Origin of the sequence: Mycobacterium mantenii, assembly GCF_010731775.1 — a bacterium.
GTDB classification, from domain to species: domain Bacteria; phylum Actinomycetota; class Actinomycetes; order Mycobacteriales; family Mycobacteriaceae; genus Mycobacterium; species Mycobacterium mantenii.
Genome location: NZ_AP022590.1, coordinates 5,943,445 through 5,957,966, shown reverse-complemented (window position 1 = coordinate 5,957,966; position 14,522 = coordinate 5,943,445). Strand labels below are relative to the sequence as shown.

The 14,522-nt window shown below is 66.7% G+C and carries 16 protein-coding genes; 11 read left to right on the top strand and 5 right to left on the bottom strand.

Features of this window, described 5'->3' with window-relative positions:
• Positions 1-41 precede the first annotated feature (41 nt).
• The gene (locus tag G6N50_RS27605) at positions 42-800 is read right to left on the bottom strand and encodes an STAS domain-containing protein (protein WP_083093046.1); all 759 of its coding nucleotides are present in this window, start codon (positions 798-800) and stop codon (positions 42-44) included.
• Positions 793-1,809, bottom strand: a complete 1,017-nt coding sequence (locus G6N50_RS27600; RefSeq protein ID WP_083093048.1) for a chemotaxis protein CheB — start codon at positions 1,807-1,809, stop codon at positions 793-795. The genes G6N50_RS27605 and G6N50_RS27600 overlap by 8 nt, the downstream gene beginning before the upstream one ends.
• A gap of 98 nt (positions 1,810-1,907) precedes the next feature.
• On the opposite strand from G6N50_RS27600, the gene G6N50_RS27595 reads away from it, so the two are divergent.
• Together G6N50_RS27595 and G6N50_RS27590 are read left to right on the top strand one after the other, a co-directional pair.
• The gene (locus G6N50_RS27595) at positions 1,908-4,010 is read left to right on the top strand and encodes a catalase (RefSeq protein WP_083093050.1); all 2,103 of its coding nucleotides are present in this window, start codon (positions 1,908-1,910) and stop codon (positions 4,008-4,010) included.
• Positions 4,011-4,085: 75 nt separating this feature from the next.
• Positions 4,086-4,343, top strand: a complete 258-nt coding sequence (locus tag G6N50_RS27590; protein WP_083093051.1) for a DUF7218 family protein — start codon at positions 4,086-4,088, stop codon at positions 4,341-4,343.
• Here the strand turns inward: G6N50_RS27590 and G6N50_RS27585 are convergent.
• Positions 4,340-4,915: a nucleotidyltransferase family protein gene (locus tag G6N50_RS27585; protein ID WP_083093053.1), complete on the bottom strand. Its 576-nt coding sequence runs from the start codon at positions 4,913-4,915 to the stop codon at positions 4,340-4,342. The two genes, G6N50_RS27590 and G6N50_RS27585, sit on opposite strands and share 4 nt — an antisense overlap.
• Positions 4,916-5,026: 111 nt before the next feature.
• Between G6N50_RS27585 and G6N50_RS27580 the strand changes: the two genes are divergently transcribed.
• The 5 genes from G6N50_RS27580 to G6N50_RS27560 are packed head-to-tail and all read left to right on the top strand — an operon-like array spanning position 5,027 to position 8,919.
• Positions 5,027-5,752: a glycosyltransferase gene (locus G6N50_RS27580; protein WP_083093054.1), complete on the top strand. Its 726-nt coding sequence runs from the start codon at positions 5,027-5,029 to the stop codon at positions 5,750-5,752.
• Complete coding sequence (locus G6N50_RS27575; protein ID WP_083093056.1) at positions 5,749-6,702, top strand: acyl-CoA dehydrogenase family protein; 954 nt, start codon at positions 5,749-5,751, stop codon at positions 6,700-6,702. The genes G6N50_RS27580 and G6N50_RS27575 overlap by 4 nt, the downstream gene beginning before the upstream one ends.
• Positions 6,699-7,472, top strand: a complete 774-nt coding sequence (locus tag G6N50_RS27570) for a PIG-L deacetylase family protein (protein WP_083093057.1) — start codon at positions 6,699-6,701, stop codon at positions 7,470-7,472. Before G6N50_RS27575 ends, G6N50_RS27570 begins: the two co-directional genes overlap by 4 nt.
• Positions 7,469-8,095 carry an SAM-dependent methyltransferase gene (locus G6N50_RS27565; RefSeq protein WP_232068844.1) on the top strand — a complete coding sequence of 209 codons (627 nt, stop codon included), beginning with the start codon at positions 7,469-7,471 and terminating at the stop codon, positions 8,093-8,095. The genes G6N50_RS27570 and G6N50_RS27565 overlap by 4 nt, the downstream gene beginning before the upstream one ends.
• A gap of 59 nt (positions 8,096-8,154) precedes the next feature.
• A complete protein-coding gene (locus tag G6N50_RS27560; RefSeq protein WP_083093059.1) occupies positions 8,155-8,919 on the top strand; it encodes an endonuclease/exonuclease/phosphatase family protein in 765 nt (254 codons plus the stop codon).
• Between the two features lie 4 nt (positions 8,920-8,923).
• On the opposite strand, the gene G6N50_RS27555 is transcribed toward G6N50_RS27560, so the two are convergent.
• Together G6N50_RS27555 and mbp1 are read right to left on the bottom strand one after the other, a co-directional pair.
• Positions 8,924-9,220, bottom strand: coding sequence for a DUF3349 domain-containing protein (locus tag G6N50_RS27555; RefSeq protein WP_083093061.1), 297 nt, complete (start codon positions 9,218-9,220; stop codon positions 8,924-8,926).
• Between the two features lie 167 nt (positions 9,221-9,387).
• Entirely contained in the window at positions 9,388-9,624 is a 237-nt protein-coding gene (mbp1, locus tag G6N50_RS27550) for a microaggregate-binding protein 1 (RefSeq protein ID WP_083093062.1), read from the bottom strand.
• 235 nt (positions 9,625-9,859) lie between these two features.
• Between mbp1 and G6N50_RS27545 the strand changes: the two genes are divergently transcribed.
• The 4 genes from G6N50_RS27545 to G6N50_RS27530 all read left to right on the top strand — a co-directional run bounded on the left by G6N50_RS27545 (position 9,860) and on the right by G6N50_RS27530 (position 14,514).
• A complete protein-coding gene (locus tag G6N50_RS27545; RefSeq protein ID WP_083093064.1) occupies positions 9,860-10,663 on the top strand; it encodes an SDR family oxidoreductase in 804 nt (267 codons plus the stop codon).
• Positions 10,664-10,890: 227 nt separating this feature from the next.
• Positions 10,891-11,289 carry a heme-binding protein gene (locus G6N50_RS27540; RefSeq protein WP_083093065.1) on the top strand — a complete coding sequence of 133 codons (399 nt, stop codon included), beginning with the start codon at positions 10,891-10,893 and terminating at the stop codon, positions 11,287-11,289.
• Positions 11,290-11,418: 129 nt separating this feature from the next.
• Entirely contained in the window at positions 11,419-12,474 is a 1,056-nt protein-coding gene (locus G6N50_RS27535) for a DNA topoisomerase IB (protein WP_083093067.1), read from the top strand.
• Between the two features lie 246 nt (positions 12,475-12,720).
• Positions 12,721-14,514 carry a thiamine pyrophosphate-requiring protein gene (locus G6N50_RS27530; protein WP_083093068.1) on the top strand — a complete coding sequence of 598 codons (1,794 nt, stop codon included), beginning with the start codon at positions 12,721-12,723 and terminating at the stop codon, positions 14,512-14,514.
• The last annotated feature ends 8 nt before the right edge of the window (positions 14,515-14,522 follow it).

The window sequence follows — 14,522 nt, the reverse complement described above, 5'->3', positions numbered from 1 at the left end:
ATATGGGGTTCACCCGGCGGACTCGAACACTACTCGCGGCGTCAGAACCGGTTTTCCCGCCCGACCAATCCCCACACCGTTTTACCCGACGACGTGGGAGTGGCGCCCCACACCCGGCACAGCGCGGACACGATGGCCAACCCGGAAACGACGTCAGCGCCGCGGTCGGCGTCCTCGTGCCGGCCCGGCAGACGAGAGCTGTTGTCCTCGACCGCGACCGTGACACCGTCTTGATAGCTCTCGACGATCAGCACCGGTGCGCTCTCGGTGTGGTCGAGCACGTTCTCGAGTAACACGGTCGCCACCGTCTCCGCAACCGGGATCACCTCCCGGATGTCCCACTGGGTGAGCCAGTCGGCGATCACACCGCGCGCGACGTCCAGGCTGCTGATGTTTCGCGCAAGGTCGGTGCGTGCCCGCCGACGGACCTGCAGCGATTGGTTTTGCACGGCATCCAGCGCAAGGTCCCGGATGGAATGGACCGGCACGTATCGGGTGATGCCGGCCGCGGCGATTTCGCGCCGCACCTGCGGCTGGGCGCACACCAACAGGATGGGCACGTCGGGCCACACACTGACATGCCAGCGCGCGCTGGTGAATACCGTCCAGGCCGAGCTGGATGGCGCGTGCAGACGGTCGATATCGACGATCACCGCGCGGGGCTCGTCGATCGCGACCTTGATGACGGTGTCGCGGACGGTTCGATAGGTCGAGCTGTCGAGCACGCCCCGCACGGTCAGAATCGGCACGGCCCGATCCGTTTCCAGGTCGATCACGACAGCGGGATCGAGCTCATCCATCGGGCTCACCCCTGGGAGGGGCGGTGGCGGACAACCGGTCGCTGAGCACCGTCAGCGTCTGCTCGGTCTCTTGGGCAATCGAGGTGTAGCGCCGAAAGAGCAGGCCGGGCTCGGTTCTGCCGGCCAGCTCCCGGGCCAGTCTGGCCTTTTCCCGCAGGCTGCGCAGCGCCACGCACAACGCCCCCTCGACCTCGTCGTCGCGGGCGCTGAGCAGGGCGTCGGCCGTCCAGGCATGGCCCACGTGGCAGCGAAAATTGTTTTCGCCGATGGACACCAGCGAGCCGTTGCAATCCGGGCAGGTATAGCCGGACGGTTCGCCCAGTCGTTGGGTGTCGAAGTCAGTCGAGAACCTCGAGGTCATGGCGATGCGGTTCTCCAGTTCCATCGCGGCGTCGCGCTCCACTTCAGGATCCTCAATCTCTCGATGCGACAACTCTTTGAGGACCGCGCCGACGTCGGCCGCCGCGGCCTGCCGATCCACCACGCCCGCGTCGACGGCATTGGTGGGCAACGCCGGGAACAACGCGTCCTCGGGTGACTGGCCGATGGTGGTCCCCCCGCACGAGCGGATCGCGGCCATGCCCAGCACGCCGTCGTCCAGCACGCCGGAGAGCAGTACGCCGATCCCGCGGCTGCCAAAAGTCAATGCCACCGATCGGAACAACGCGTTGATCGCGGGCCGGTGCCCGTTCTCGGTCGGCCCCTGCGACAACAGCACGCGATGATCGGCGACCAGCAGATGGCGGTCCGGGACACCGACGTAGATATGTCCGGGTTCGAGCGGCATGCCGTTTCGGGCGGCAACCGCGGGCAGCGGACCACTGCGATCGATGATGCGAGCCAGGATGCTGGGCGCACCGGCGGGCACGTGCAGCACCATCAAATAGGCGTACGGCACGTCCGACGACAACCCGGCGGCAAGATTCGACAGCGCCTCGACGCCGCCTGCCGACGCACCGATGGCTACCACGCCACGAAGGTCGCCGACTTCTGCCGTTTGGATCACCACTTTCGACTACCCCTGTCAACGGTAGGCAACCGTCGTCATGGTGGATAGGGCCACATCCGTGCCGTTTGCACCGGTCGGGCGGTGGTACCCGACACGACATGGCCACAGACCAGAATCCAAAACAGCGCGACCTGGAGCCGGCGCGGTTCCGCCGTGACACCGGATACCTGACCACCCAACAGGGCGTTCGCGTCCACCACACCGACGATTCGCTGACGGCGGGCGAGCGGGGACCCACACTGCTGGAGGACTTCCACGCCCGGGAGAAGATGACTCACTTCGACCACGAGCGCATTCCGGAGCGGGTGGTGCACGCGCGCGGAGCCGGCGCCTACGGCTATTTCGAGCCGTATGACGACTGGCTGGCGGACTATACCGCGGCGAAATTCCTGATCAGTCCGGGTGTTCAGACTCCGGTGTTCGTCCGGTTCTCCACGGTGGCCGGGTCACGCGGATCGGCCGACACCGTCCGCGACGTCCGCGGCTTTGCCACCAAGTTCTATACCGAACAAGGCAATTACGACCTGGTGGGCAACAACTTCCCGGTGTTCTTCATCCAGGACGGCATCAAGTTCCCCGACTTCGTGCACGCGGTGAAACCCGAGCCGCACAACGAGATTCCGCAGGCGCAGTCGGCACACGACACGCTGTGGGACTTCGTGTCGCTGCAGCCCGAGACCCTGCACACCATCATGTGGCTGATGTCGGACCGGGCGTTGCCGCGCAGTTACCGCATGATGCAAGGTTTCGGCGTGCACACCTTCCGGCTGGTAAACAGCAGCGGTGAAGGAACTTTCGTGAAGTTCCACTGGAAGCCGCGGCTCGGCGTGCACTCGCTGATCTGGGACGAATGCCAGAAGATCGCCGGCAAAGATCCCGATTACAACCGCCGCGACCTATGGGAGGCGATCGAGTCGGGCCAGTACCCGGAGTGGGAGCTCGGCGTGCAGCTGGTCGCAGAGGAGGACGAGTTCAAGTTCGATTTCGACCTGCTCGACGCGACCAAAATCATTCCCGAGGAACAGGTTCCGGTCCGGCCAGTGGGCAAGATGGTGTTGAATCGCAACCCGGACAACTTCTTCGCCGAGACCGAGCAAGTGGCGTTCCACACAGCGAACGTGGTGCCCGGCATCGATTTCACGAACGATCCGCTGCTGCAATTCCGCAACTTCTCCTATCTGGACACTCAGCTGATCCGCCTGGGCGGTCCCAACTTCGCCCAGCTGCCGGTCAACCGGCCGGTCGCCGAGGTCCGCACCAACCAGCATGACGGTTACGGACAGCACGCGATCCCGCAGGGCCGCACCAGCTACTCCAAGAACAGCATCGGCGGCGGCTGCCCGGCACTGGCCGACGAGAACGTGTTCCGCCACTACACCGAGCGGCTGGATGGGCAGGCAATGCGCAAGCGCGCCAAGTCCTTTGAGAATCACTACAGCCAGGCGCGCATGTTCTGGCAGAGCATGTCGCCGGTCGAGGCCGAACACATCGTCGCCGCGTTCGCCTTCGAACTGGGCAAGGTCGAAGTTCCCGAGATCCGTTCGGCCGTAGTGGAACAACTCGCGCGCGTCGACGGTGGGCTGGCCGGCCAGGTGGCGGCGAAACTGGGGCTGCCCACCCCGCCCGAGGAGCCGGTGGACGATCGGGTGGCCGCGTCACCGGCGCTCTCCCAAGTCGGTGTCAGCGACACCATCGCCTCGCGCAAGATCGCCGTGCTGGCCGCCGACGGAGTCGACGTGGTGGGGACCCAACGCTTCATCGGGCAGCTGGGCGAGCGCGGCGCGGTGGTCGAGGTCTTGGCCCCGGTCGCCGGCGGCACCCTGGCCGGTGGATCCGGCGGCGAGCTGGCCGTCGACCGATCGTTCACGACGATGGCTTCGGTGCTGTACGACGCCGTCGTGGTGGCGTGCGGGCCGCGCTCCGTAGCGACGCTGTCCAACGACGGCTACGCCGTGCACTTCGTCACCGAGGCCTACAAACATCTGAAGCCCATCGGTGCCTATGGGGCGGGCGTCGACCTGCTGCGCACCGCGGGGATCACCAATCGGCTGGCCGAGGACACCGACGTGCTCGAGGATCAGGCCGTCATCACCACCACGGCCGCTGCCGACGAGTTGCCGGACCGCTTCGTCGATGAATTCGTCGCCGCGCTGGCCCGGCACCGCTGCTGGGAGCGGCACACCGACCCGATACCGGCCTAAGGACGTGGTTTTTGATGCGGTCGGGGCGGGCATTCAGCACAGTTAGGACGCTCATCGTGGACAGGAGGATGAATCATGCCGCGTTCGTCGATCAAGAATGAAAAGCTGTACCAGGACCTCCGCAAGCAGGGCGACTCGAAAGAGAAGGCCGCGCGGATTTCTAATGCGGCGGCCGGGCGGGGTAAGTCGTCGGTCGCCCGCAAGGGCGGCAAATCCGGGTCTTACCAGGACTGGACCGTCCCAGAACTCAGGAAGCGCGCCAAAGAGCTTGGCATGTCCGGCTATTCGAGCCTGACCAAAGACAAGCTCGTCGCCAAGCTGCGTAATCACTAGCCGGTCAGGCCGAGGCGGTCGGCCAGCACCAAAAACGCGACCGCGTAATCGTTGTCGGCGGTCAGCGCTGTGACGGCCTCCCAGTCGAGCCGTTCGCGCACCGCGCGCACGGCCGGCAGCAACTTGGCGAAGTCGCAGTAATGCTCGTTCAGCGCTCGCAGCTGCTGGACGAGCACCATGGTGGGCGGCAGCACCGGCATGCTGATGGTCAACACGTCGTGCTGTTCGGCCTTGTCCAGCAACCCGGCATCGACGGGCACTCCGTTGAGCCGGTGCAGGACGTCGACCAGCACGTCCGCCCTGCGGGCCTTGAACAGCCAATCCTCCGGCGGGCGCTCGATGGCGAACCCGGCGCCGGCCAGCGTCGCCACGGCCGCTTCTACATCGGACTCCGCCACCACCAGGTCCACATCGTGGCTGGGTTCCGGTGCGCCGTAAGCCCATAACGCGTAGCTGCCGGCCAGGGCGAAGCGTGGCCCGTTCTCCTTGAGTGCCGACGCCGCGCCGCGCAGCGCGTCGCGTAACGGTGTGGTGCACGCGGTTGCGCCCGTGTGAGCTTCAGTGGCTGCCATGGTGCCTAGGTCTTACCCGGCCTGCGGTGGGGGCAACCTGGAACGGGCGGGGCCACCTGAAACGGGTGGTAAGGCTGTTTAACTTACGCCCAGTTGGGAAATCCTGGGGTTATGTCAACCGCCGCGCCACGCGCCTATGACGCTGCCGCCGTAGTGATCCCCGCCCACAACGAACGGGCAAAGCTGCCGGCCTGTCTGCGCGCGGTTCTCACCGCCGCACTGTGTGCGCCGATTCCGGTCACCATCGTCGCGGTGCTGGACGACTCCAACGACGGCAGCGACGAGCTGGCCGGTGAATACGGTCCCGATGTGCACTTCATCAGCGTCGACGTGCACAACGTCGGCACGGCGCGCGCCGTCGGTTTCGGTTACGCCCGATCACTATTGGGCGACGACTGCAGAAGCTGGTTTGCCACCACGGACGCCGACAGTCGGGTGGACCCCGGCTGGCTGGTCCATCAGCTGGGGGTGGGCGCGGACATGGTCCTGGGCGTCGTGCGCGTCACCGACTGGCGTCACCACACCGCCGACGTAGTCGACCGCTATATGCGTTGCTACCAAGCGGAGCCCGTACATGGACACGACGATCACGAGCACATCCACGGCGCCAACATGGGCTTCAGCGCCCGGGCGTACTGGCGTGTCGGCGGCTTCCGCACCTTGCCGACGGGCGAGGATGTCGATCTGGTCGAGCGGTTCGAAAACGCCGGCTATCGCATACATCGAGACACCGAATTGTCGGTGATCACTTCGGCGCGAACCCAGGGCCGGGCGCCCATGGGATTCGCCCATCACCTCAGGCAATTGGGGAGATCGGCGGCGGGTGATTGCGCGTGACGGCGGGTTTGGTCAAACACTGGCTGGAGTCGGGACGACTCGAGCTTCCGCTACCCGCCTCCGGGCGCACCGCCGAGCGCTGGCAACGGCTGGCCCACCTGGCCGAAGACAACATCGTCGCTGCCCGGGTCGCCGAGGCGCACGTCGATGCCGTCGCGATACTGCATGAGCTGGGCGGCAAGCCGCCCGAGCCGGGACAGCTGTGGGGCGTGTGGGCGGCCGAAGCCCCGGACGCGGTGCTGACGGCGACCGACACCAACGGCGCCTTTGTGCTCAACGGCACCAAAGTGTGGTGTTCGGGCGCGGGGTTCTGCACCCATGCGCTGGTGACCGGGCGGCTCGCCGACGGCACCCGCGGCCTGTTCGCGGTGACCGCGACCGACCCGACGGTCAAGGCGTTGCCCAGCACCTGGTGGAACGCCGGGATGGCCGGCAGCGACACCAGGCCGGTCCAGTTCACCAACACTCACGCCGTGGCCGTGGGCGATCCCGGCGAGTACCTGACCCGGCCCGGGTTCTGGCACGGCGCCATCGGCGTGGCCGCCTGTTGGCTCGGCGGCGCCCGCAGGGTCGCCGATCCGCTATATCGTTGTGCCGCAAGCCAATCAGCCGATGCCTACTCGCTGGCGCACTTGGGCGCCGTGGATGCCGCGCTGGCCGCCAGCGATGCGATCCTGGCCGTGGCCGCGAGTCAGGTCGACGACGACCCGTTCGACCGGTCCGGCCGGGCGCAGCTGCTGGCCCGCCGCGTCCGCACGGTTGTGGAACACGCGGTCGACGAGGCCATCACCCGCACCGGACGCGCGTTGGGACCCGGCCCGCTGTGCCAGGATGGCCGGCACGCGCAACGGGTCGCCGATCTGAGCATCTACATCCGGCAAAGCCACGCCGAACGGGATCTGGCCGAGCTCGGGCGACTGGCGGGCCAGCAGACGATGAGGACCCCATGAAAACCCTGCAGGCGGGCAACTGCGCCAGATTCGCGGTCAAACCGCTGACCCACAGCGGCACCCCGGCGCCGTTGTGGCTGGCCGCGTTTACGGACAGGACCCTACCTGCCCTCGACCTGACGGAGTGTCCACAGCTGATCGTGGTCGCCCCGCACCCCGACGACGAAACGCTGGGCCTGGGTGCGACGATCGCACAACTGACCGCGGCGGGAGTTGCCGTCCAGGTGGTCTGCGTCAGCGACGGCGGTGCCGCGCGCGCCGGCGCGTCGGCGTGCGAGCGACTCCGCATGGAAACCATCCGCAAGTACGAATTACGCAGAGCCACAAGTCTTTTAGGGACGCGCCCGCCGATATCCCTGGGTCTGCCGGACGGTGAACTGGCCGATCACGAAGACGGGCTAACCGAGACGCTGACCGAAATCCTCGAGGCCGCCGGTCCGTCAACCTGGTGCGCGGCGACATGGCGGGGCGACGGCCATCCCGATCACGAAGCCGTGGGGCGCGCGGCAGCGACCGCATGCGCGCGCACCGGCGCCGTGCTGCTGGAATACCCGGTGTGGATGTGGCACTGGGCGCTTCCGGCCGACCCGGCGGTGCCGTGGGACCAGGCCTACCGCGCTCCGGCGCCCGGCTGGGCGACGGAGCGCAAGCGCCGGGCCGCGCAACTCTATCGAAGTCAGTTCGAGCCCAACGCAAGGCAATCGGCACCGATTCTGCCGGGCTTCGTGCTTCCCCGACTGCTCGCGGTGGGCGAGGTCGTATTTCGGTGACCGCACGGCTGCCCGACGCCTACTTCGACGAGATGTATGTCGGCACGGATGATCCGTGGCAGCTGTCGACGCGGTGGTACGAACAGCGCAAGTACGCGATCACCCTTGGGCTGCTGCCGAAACGCCGCTACCGAAACGGATTCGAGCCGGGCTGCTCGATCGGAACACTCACCGCCACGCTGGCGCAACGCTGTGACCATCTGACCGCCGTGGATGTCGCCGAGGCGGCGTTGCGCGGCGCGGACACCCGGCTGCGCGAGGCCGGCTGCCGCGAGCGGGTAACGCTGCTGCGCTCGTCGCTGGACGCGGCGTGGCCGGGCGGGCCGTTCGACCTGCTGGTGCTCAGCGAAGTCGCCTACTACCTGGAAGCCGAGACGCTGGCCGAGGTGCTGCGCCGAGAATGTCCGAGGCTGCAACCGGGCGCCAATATCGTTGCCGCGCACTGGCGTCACCCCGTGGCCGATTACCCACTCACCGGCGACGCGGCCCACGACGTCATCGCGCAAACGCCCGGGCTGACGTCGATGGGCCGCTACCGCGACAGCGATGTCGTCATCGATCTGTTCGACACCGGCGACGGCCGCTCGGTGGCCGCTCGCGAGGGGGTTCCCGGCGCGCGCTGATCCAAGGACGGACGTGCCGCAGTGACTGCACGAGGGGGAAAGTGGGTAGGCGAAAACATATGCGTGTGGCGACGTTCAACATCCTGCACGGGCGCACCGTGGGTGACGGCGTCGTCGTCCAGCGGCTGCGCGACTGCGTGAAGCGCCTCGATCCGGACGTGCTCAGCCTGCAAGAGGTCGACTGCGATCAGCCACGCTCCGAGCGCGCCGACCTGACCGCCGCCGCGGCCGAAGCCATGGGCGCGGTGGAACACCGCTTCGTAGCGGCGATTTCGGGCACGCCGGGCGCAACCTGGATGGCCGCCACCGGCCGCGAGACACCCGGCACCGCCGCATACGGTATTGCGCTGCTCTCCCGATACCCGGTCTCCAGTTGGCAGGTCGTGCGGCTACCCCGCATACCGATGCGCTTTCCGATGTATCTGCCGGGGCCCAACCGAATCATGGTCGTCGACGAGGAGCCCCGAGCGGCGGTCATCGCGCAACTGCACACCCCGTTCGGCGGACTCACGGTGGCCAACACGCACCTGTCCTTCGTTCCGGGCTGGAACCGGCGCCAGCTGCGCCGGTTGATTCATGACCTGCGCGGCTTCCCGGGACCGCGGCTGCTGACCGGCGATTTGAACATGACCCCGCAGACCGTGCGCCGCTGGTCGGGCATGCGGGCGTTGGCCACTGCCGAGACATTCCCCGCGGACGTGCCCAACCGTCAGCTCGACCACATCTTGACCGACGATCACCGATTACGGGGCGGTACCGTCCAGGCCGACCCCATGACTATTTCCGACCACCGGCCACTGGTGGTGGACCTGCAACGGGTTTGAGGGTTCAGCCGTCATTGCGGCGCAATTGCACCGCCACCAGGACACGCTCGATATCGTCGGCCGAAGGCATCTCGTCGGTGACCCCGATGATCTCCACGCCGACGTCGGCCCTGTCGATAGGGTGATCGATCGGGCGACGCCAGGGCGTCAGGAGTCTTTTGGCGATGGCGACGACCTCGTCGTCGGACACGCGCCGCGGCAACAGCGCAAGCAACGGCGCGTAGCCGACGTCGGGGTCGTGCGTGGGGTAACCGGCGCGCAGAAAGGCGACCATGCTCGCCACCCGATCTCCCAGGCTCACCTTTAACCTCGCTCATCCGCGCACGCCGCAATGCCTACGGCGGCTCAAACCGGGGATTACCCGGCACGGCGGCTTGAAACCATCGACCGGCGGTCAAGGCCACCGGCATGCCCCACGCGCGAGAAGGGCCCGGCCCGACAATCGGACCGGGCCCCTGTGCTGGTGGCCTACTGGTTTTTCTTCTGACGCTCTTCGGCGGCCTCGGCGCCGGCCCGCGCTGACTCGGCTTCGGCTTCCTTCTTGCCCGCATCGCGCTGGGCGTCGGCTTTGTCTTGCTGGGCCTGGCCCTCTTTGGTCAGGTCATCGCGGCCGAGCACGGCCCCGCCGACCTCTTTGGCCTTCCCTTTCACGCCCTCGACGGCGCCCTTAACCGCTTCCTCCGGACCGCTCTTGTCATCACCCATGGGTTCGACCTCCCTCTCGGTGGTTACCGAGCTTGCGCTCGATGGCACCTACGGCGTTCCCCCAGCACGGCGTGTCAAACGGCCCTGCCCGCAATACCCCTGCACAGTCCGCCCGCGATGTGCGCGTGATCACGTCAGCCACATGTGCGGTCCGAGCTCACGCAGACGCGGACCAAATCAATCGGTTTGAACGCGGTTTTAGCGGGTAGAAACGGCCCGGAAGGGGGTAAAGGCAGTGACCACCATTGCCGTGATAGGGGCGACCGGCATCGCCGGGTCCCGCGTAGTCGCCAGGCTGAAATCGCGCGACGTCGCGATCGTCGAGATCTCGCGTGAGCACGGCGTCGACCTGTTCGACGGGCCCGAGCTTTCGCACGCGCTGCAGGGAGTCGACGTCGTCATCGACGTTTCCAATCCGGTACCGCCCGATGGCCGGTCAGACATCACCCAGACGCTGGCCGCCGCCTCGCGCAACATCGTGGGCGCATCCGCCAGGCAGGACGTGCAGCGCTTGGTGGTGTCGACGATCGCGGGCATCGAAGATCCCGTGTTCGACGGCTTCCCCTACTACGAAGCCAAGCGGGCGGCCAAAGACATCCTGCTCGAGGGCCCGGTGCCGACGACGATCGTCAAGTCGACGCAGTGGTACGAATCCGCCACCAACCACGACGCGGTCACCTGCAACGCCAAAGAGGTGATCGTCGAGGACTGGCTGATTCAGCCCATTGCCGCCGACACCGTCGCCGACGTGCTGGTCGAGGCAGCCCTGGGACAGTCACACACGCCGCGCACCATCACCGGCCCGGACGCCATCCGGTTACCCGACCTGACATCCAAACTGCTTGCCCAACAAGGCGATCGCCGACGGGTACGGACTGTGGAACCCGCGGTCGCCGCGCTGGGCGCCGGAGCGCTGCTGGCTCCCGGCCACGCTGTGGTCGTCGGTCCCGACGTCGAGACGTGGCTGCAGACCATGGCTCCGCCCAGCACCGACGGGCACCACGCGGCGGACGGCGACGGTCGGCCCGGCTCCAGATAACGATCGCGTCACGATCTCGATCACGATTCCCTAAGAACAGGCGCGTTTTCTTAAAAATTCTTCGATCGTATGATCGTTCGCTTAGTAAAAGACCGTCGGAAGGCCGATTCCGGCCCCGGCGTTCGTTGTCAGCGAACACTGCCGATGATCGCCTCCGCTACTTTGGATTTCGAGGATCGGGAGCCTCTGAGAGAAAATCACTTTTGTTTCGAAGGACAACAAAGATCATGAAAATCAGCAGTATTGTGGCGCGCCGGAAAGTGGCCGGGATCAGTGCCGGCTGTCTGCTCGGGGGAATGGCCATGGGCGTCGTCGCTGCGCCATCGGCCGCCGCAGCACCCGACTGCAGCCCCAGCGGTGTGAACAACACGGTTTCCTCCGTCGAGGGCTCCGCCCAGCAGTATCTCGCGGCGCACCCGGGCGCCAACCAGGTGGTGACGGCCGCCTACGGCCAGCCGCGGCCGGAGGCCGAATCAAGCCTGCGCGGCTACTTCACCGGCCATCCGCAGGAGTACAACGACCTGCGCGGCATCCTGGCGCCGATCGGCGACACCGAACGGCAGTGCAATGTTTCGGCGCTGCCGCCCTACCTGGAGTCGGCCTACCAGGAGTTCATGGCCGGCTGACCGGAGTGCGAGACGACCCGCCACAGCGTTGTGGCGGGTCGTTTCCACGTCGGGCGATCGCTGTCCCGTGTGAACAACTTCTCCGGTGGGTAATTGTGCAGTCAGCTACCTCGAACTGGAGGGCGAGAAATGCGACTTCGCCGCAGCGTGCTGAGTGAGCCGGGAATCGCGCGCAAGCGTCGCGGTAAAGGCTTCGCCTATTACCGGCCGGATGGCAAAACCCTCTCGGACCCGCAAGCCCTGCAGCGCATCAAAGATCTGGTCATTCCCCCGGCCTGGAAGCAGGTGTGGATTTCGCCGCACAGCAACGGCCACATTCAGGCGGTTGGTGTCGACGCCGCCGGCCGCCGGCAGTATCTGTATCACTGCGCATGGCAGCAGGAGCGCGCCGAGGAGAAGTTCGACCGCGTGCTGGAACTGTCCACGCGGCTGCCGGCGTGGCGTGCCGAGATCGCCAAAGATCTGACGCGGCAGGGCTTGACCCGCAAGCGGGTGTTGGCGCTGGCACTGCGGCTGCTCGATCGGGGCTACTTCCGCGCCGGCGGCGAGCAGTACGCCGAGGAACACGAGTCCTATGGCCTGTCCACCCTGTTGTGTGAGCATGTGGTGGTCCGGCGCGACGCGGTCGAGTTCGATTTTCCGGCCAAGAGCGGGGTCCGGCGCACCGTGGAGATCGAGGATCCCGAAGTGGTCCGGGCGGTGCGTGCGCTGATGCGCCGGCCCAACCGCACCGAGCGACTGTTGATGTGCCGCACGGCATCCGGGTGGCTCGACGTGCGTGCCAGCGACCTCAACGAGCGATTCAAGGAACTGGTGGGCGCCGACTACACCGTCAAGGACCTGCGGACGTGGCATGGGACGGTGCTGGCGGCCGCGGCATTCGCCGACGCCGACCCCGCAACCTCGCACCGGGTCGCCAAGCGCGTGGAATCTGCGGTGATGAAAGAGGTGGCCGAGGAGCTGGGCAACACCCCGGCGGTGGCACGCGGTTCCTACGTGGACCCCCGCGTCGTCACCGGCTACGAGCAGGGACTGACCATCGCCGCCGCGGCGCGACGCGCCGAACGCGCACGTAAACCCGATGCGGCCCAGGAGATCCTGGACAAGGCGACCCGCATGCTGATCCGGCGAGTAGCCAAGGGATGCGGCGCCGCCGGTGCATCCGCCCCGCCCAAGGCCGCGTGACCGACGCTGATAACTGCCTGAGAGTCGCCTGATCCGCCACGTTTGCGCGAATAACATCGGCGATTGCGGGTAGTCCCGCCCGTGTGGGAAGTGCCATGCCGCCCGCGCGGCGGCAGCCTGCATTGGTCACGCGCGTCAGCGGCGACCGCGATCGGTCGGCCCGCGAGTCGGCGACGCTCATGCAGGTGGTTCAAAAAATAGCCACACACGCCCATCCGTCAGAACCGTCTGCCGAGGAGGCAAAGGATGTCCAAAAAAGAGGTTTCCGACTATTTGCTGGAGCGCTTGCGGGCGTGGGGCGTTGAACATGTATTCGGGTACCCCGGCGACGGCATCAACGGGCTGCTGGCGGCGTGGGGTCGCGCGGACAACAAGCCCAAGTTCATCCAGTCGCGCCACGAGGAGATGAGCGCCTTCGAAGCGGTGGGCTACGCGAAATTCACCGGTCGGGTCGGCGTCTGCGCCGCCACATCCGGCCCCGGCGCGATTCACCTGCTCAACGGCCTCTACGACGCCAAGCTCGACCATGTTCCGGTCGTGGCCATCGTGGGTCAGACCAACCGCAGCGCGATGGGCGGCAACTACCAGCAGGAGGTCGACCTGCTGACCCTGTTCAAGGACGTCGCCAGTGACTACGTCCAAATGGTCACCGTCCCCGAACAATTGCCCAACGTGCTGGACCGCGCGATCCGGATAGCGATGACGCAGCGGGCCCCGACCGCGTTGATCATCCCCAGTGACGTGCAGGAGCTGCCGTACTCGCCGCCCGAGCACGCGTTCAAGATGGTGCCCTCCAGCCTCGGCATCGAGTACCCGGAGATCGCCCCCGACGACACCGCCATCGCCCGGGCGGCCGATGTGCTCAACGCCGGCAAGAAGGTCGCAATCCTGGTGGGCTCCGGCGCGCGCGGCGCCCACGAGGAAGTGGCCGAAGTCGCGGACCTGCTGGGCGCCGGCGCGGCCAAGGCGCTGTTGGGCAAGGACGTGCTGTCGGACGAATTGCCTTGGGTCACAGGTTCGATCGGGTTGCTGGGCACCCGGCCGAGCTACGAGATGATGCGCGACTGCGACACGCTGCTCACGGTCGGCTCCAGCTTCCCGTACACGCAGTTCCTGCCGGAATTCGATCAGGCCCGCGCGGTGCAGATCGACGTCGACGGCCGGATGATCGGCATGCGCTACCCGTACGAGGTCAACCTGGTCGCCGACGCGAAAACCGCACTGCGAGCGCTGATCCCACACCTGCGCCGCAAGGAGGACCGCTCCTGGCGCGAGGGCATCGAGAAGACCGTGGCCCGCTGGTGGGAGACCATGGAGAAGGAGGCGATGGTCAGCGCCGACCCCGTCAACCCGTTGCGGTTGTTCTCCGAGCTGTCCCCGCAGTTGCCCGACAACGCCATCGTCGCAGCAGATTCCGGGTCGTCGGCCAACTGGTATGCGCGCCAACTGAAGTTCCGCGGCAACATGCGGGGATCGCTGTCGGGCAATTTGGCGACGATGGGTCCCGGCGTTCCGTACGGCATCGGTGCGAAGTTTGGCCAGCCGGACCGACCCGTCATCGTGTTCAGCGGTGACGGCGCCATGCAGATGAACGGCATGGCCGAGCTCATCACGGTCAAGCGGTACTGGCAGGAGTGGAAGGATCCGCGACTGATCATCGCGATACTGCACAACAACGACCTGAATCAGGTCACCTGGGAGATGCGTGCCATGGCCGGTGCGCCGAAATTCGCGGAGTCCCAGAACCTTCCCGACATCGACTTCGCCGCATTCGCGGCCAGCCTGGGCCTGAACGCGATGGCCATCAAGGATCCCGAGGAGTTGTCGGATGCCTGGCGCCAAGCGCTGTCGGCGGATCGCCCCACCGTGCTGGACGTCTACACCGACCCCGACATGCCGCCCATCCCGCCGCACGCCACCTGGGAGCAGTTCAAGTCGGCGACGACGGCGGTGCTCTCCGGCGACGAGGATCGCGTGGGCTTCGTCAAGGTCGGCCTGAAGACCAAGGCGCAGGAGTTCTTGCCGCACAAGAAGAGTTGACCCGCGGC

Bases quoted from the DNA above. Each gene is read 5' to 3' on its own strand.
- G6N50_RS27605 (WP_083093046.1), bottom strand. From the start codon at position 800: ATGGATGAGCTCGATCCCGCTGTCGTGATCGACCTGGAAACGGATCGG.
- G6N50_RS27595 (WP_083093050.1), top strand. From the start codon at position 1,908: ATGGCCACAGACCAGAATCCAAAACAGCGCGACCTGGAGCCGGCGCGG.
- G6N50_RS27590 (WP_083093051.1), top strand. From the start codon at position 4,086: ATGCCGCGTTCGTCGATCAAGAATGAAAAGCTGTACCAGGACCTCCGC.
- G6N50_RS27585 (WP_083093053.1), bottom strand. From the start codon at position 4,915: ATGGCAGCCACTGAAGCTCACACGGGCGCAACCGCGTGCACCACACCG.
- G6N50_RS27580 (WP_083093054.1), top strand. From the start codon at position 5,027: ATGTCAACCGCCGCGCCACGCGCCTATGACGCTGCCGCCGTAGTGATC.
- G6N50_RS27570 (WP_083093057.1), top strand. From the start codon at position 6,699: ATGAAAACCCTGCAGGCGGGCAACTGCGCCAGATTCGCGGTCAAACCG.
- G6N50_RS27560 (WP_083093059.1), top strand. From the start codon at position 8,155: ATGCGTGTGGCGACGTTCAACATCCTGCACGGGCGCACCGTGGGTGAC.
- mbp1 (WP_083093062.1), bottom strand. From the start codon at position 9,624: ATGGGTGATGACAAGAGCGGTCCGGAGGAAGCGGTTAAGGGCGCCGTC.
- G6N50_RS27540 (WP_083093065.1), top strand. From the start codon at position 10,891: ATGAAAATCAGCAGTATTGTGGCGCGCCGGAAAGTGGCCGGGATCAGT.
- G6N50_RS27535 (WP_083093067.1), top strand. From the start codon at position 11,419: ATGCGACTTCGCCGCAGCGTGCTGAGTGAGCCGGGAATCGCGCGCAAG.
- G6N50_RS27530 (WP_083093068.1), top strand. From the start codon at position 12,721: ATGTCCAAAAAAGAGGTTTCCGACTATTTGCTGGAGCGCTTGCGGGCG.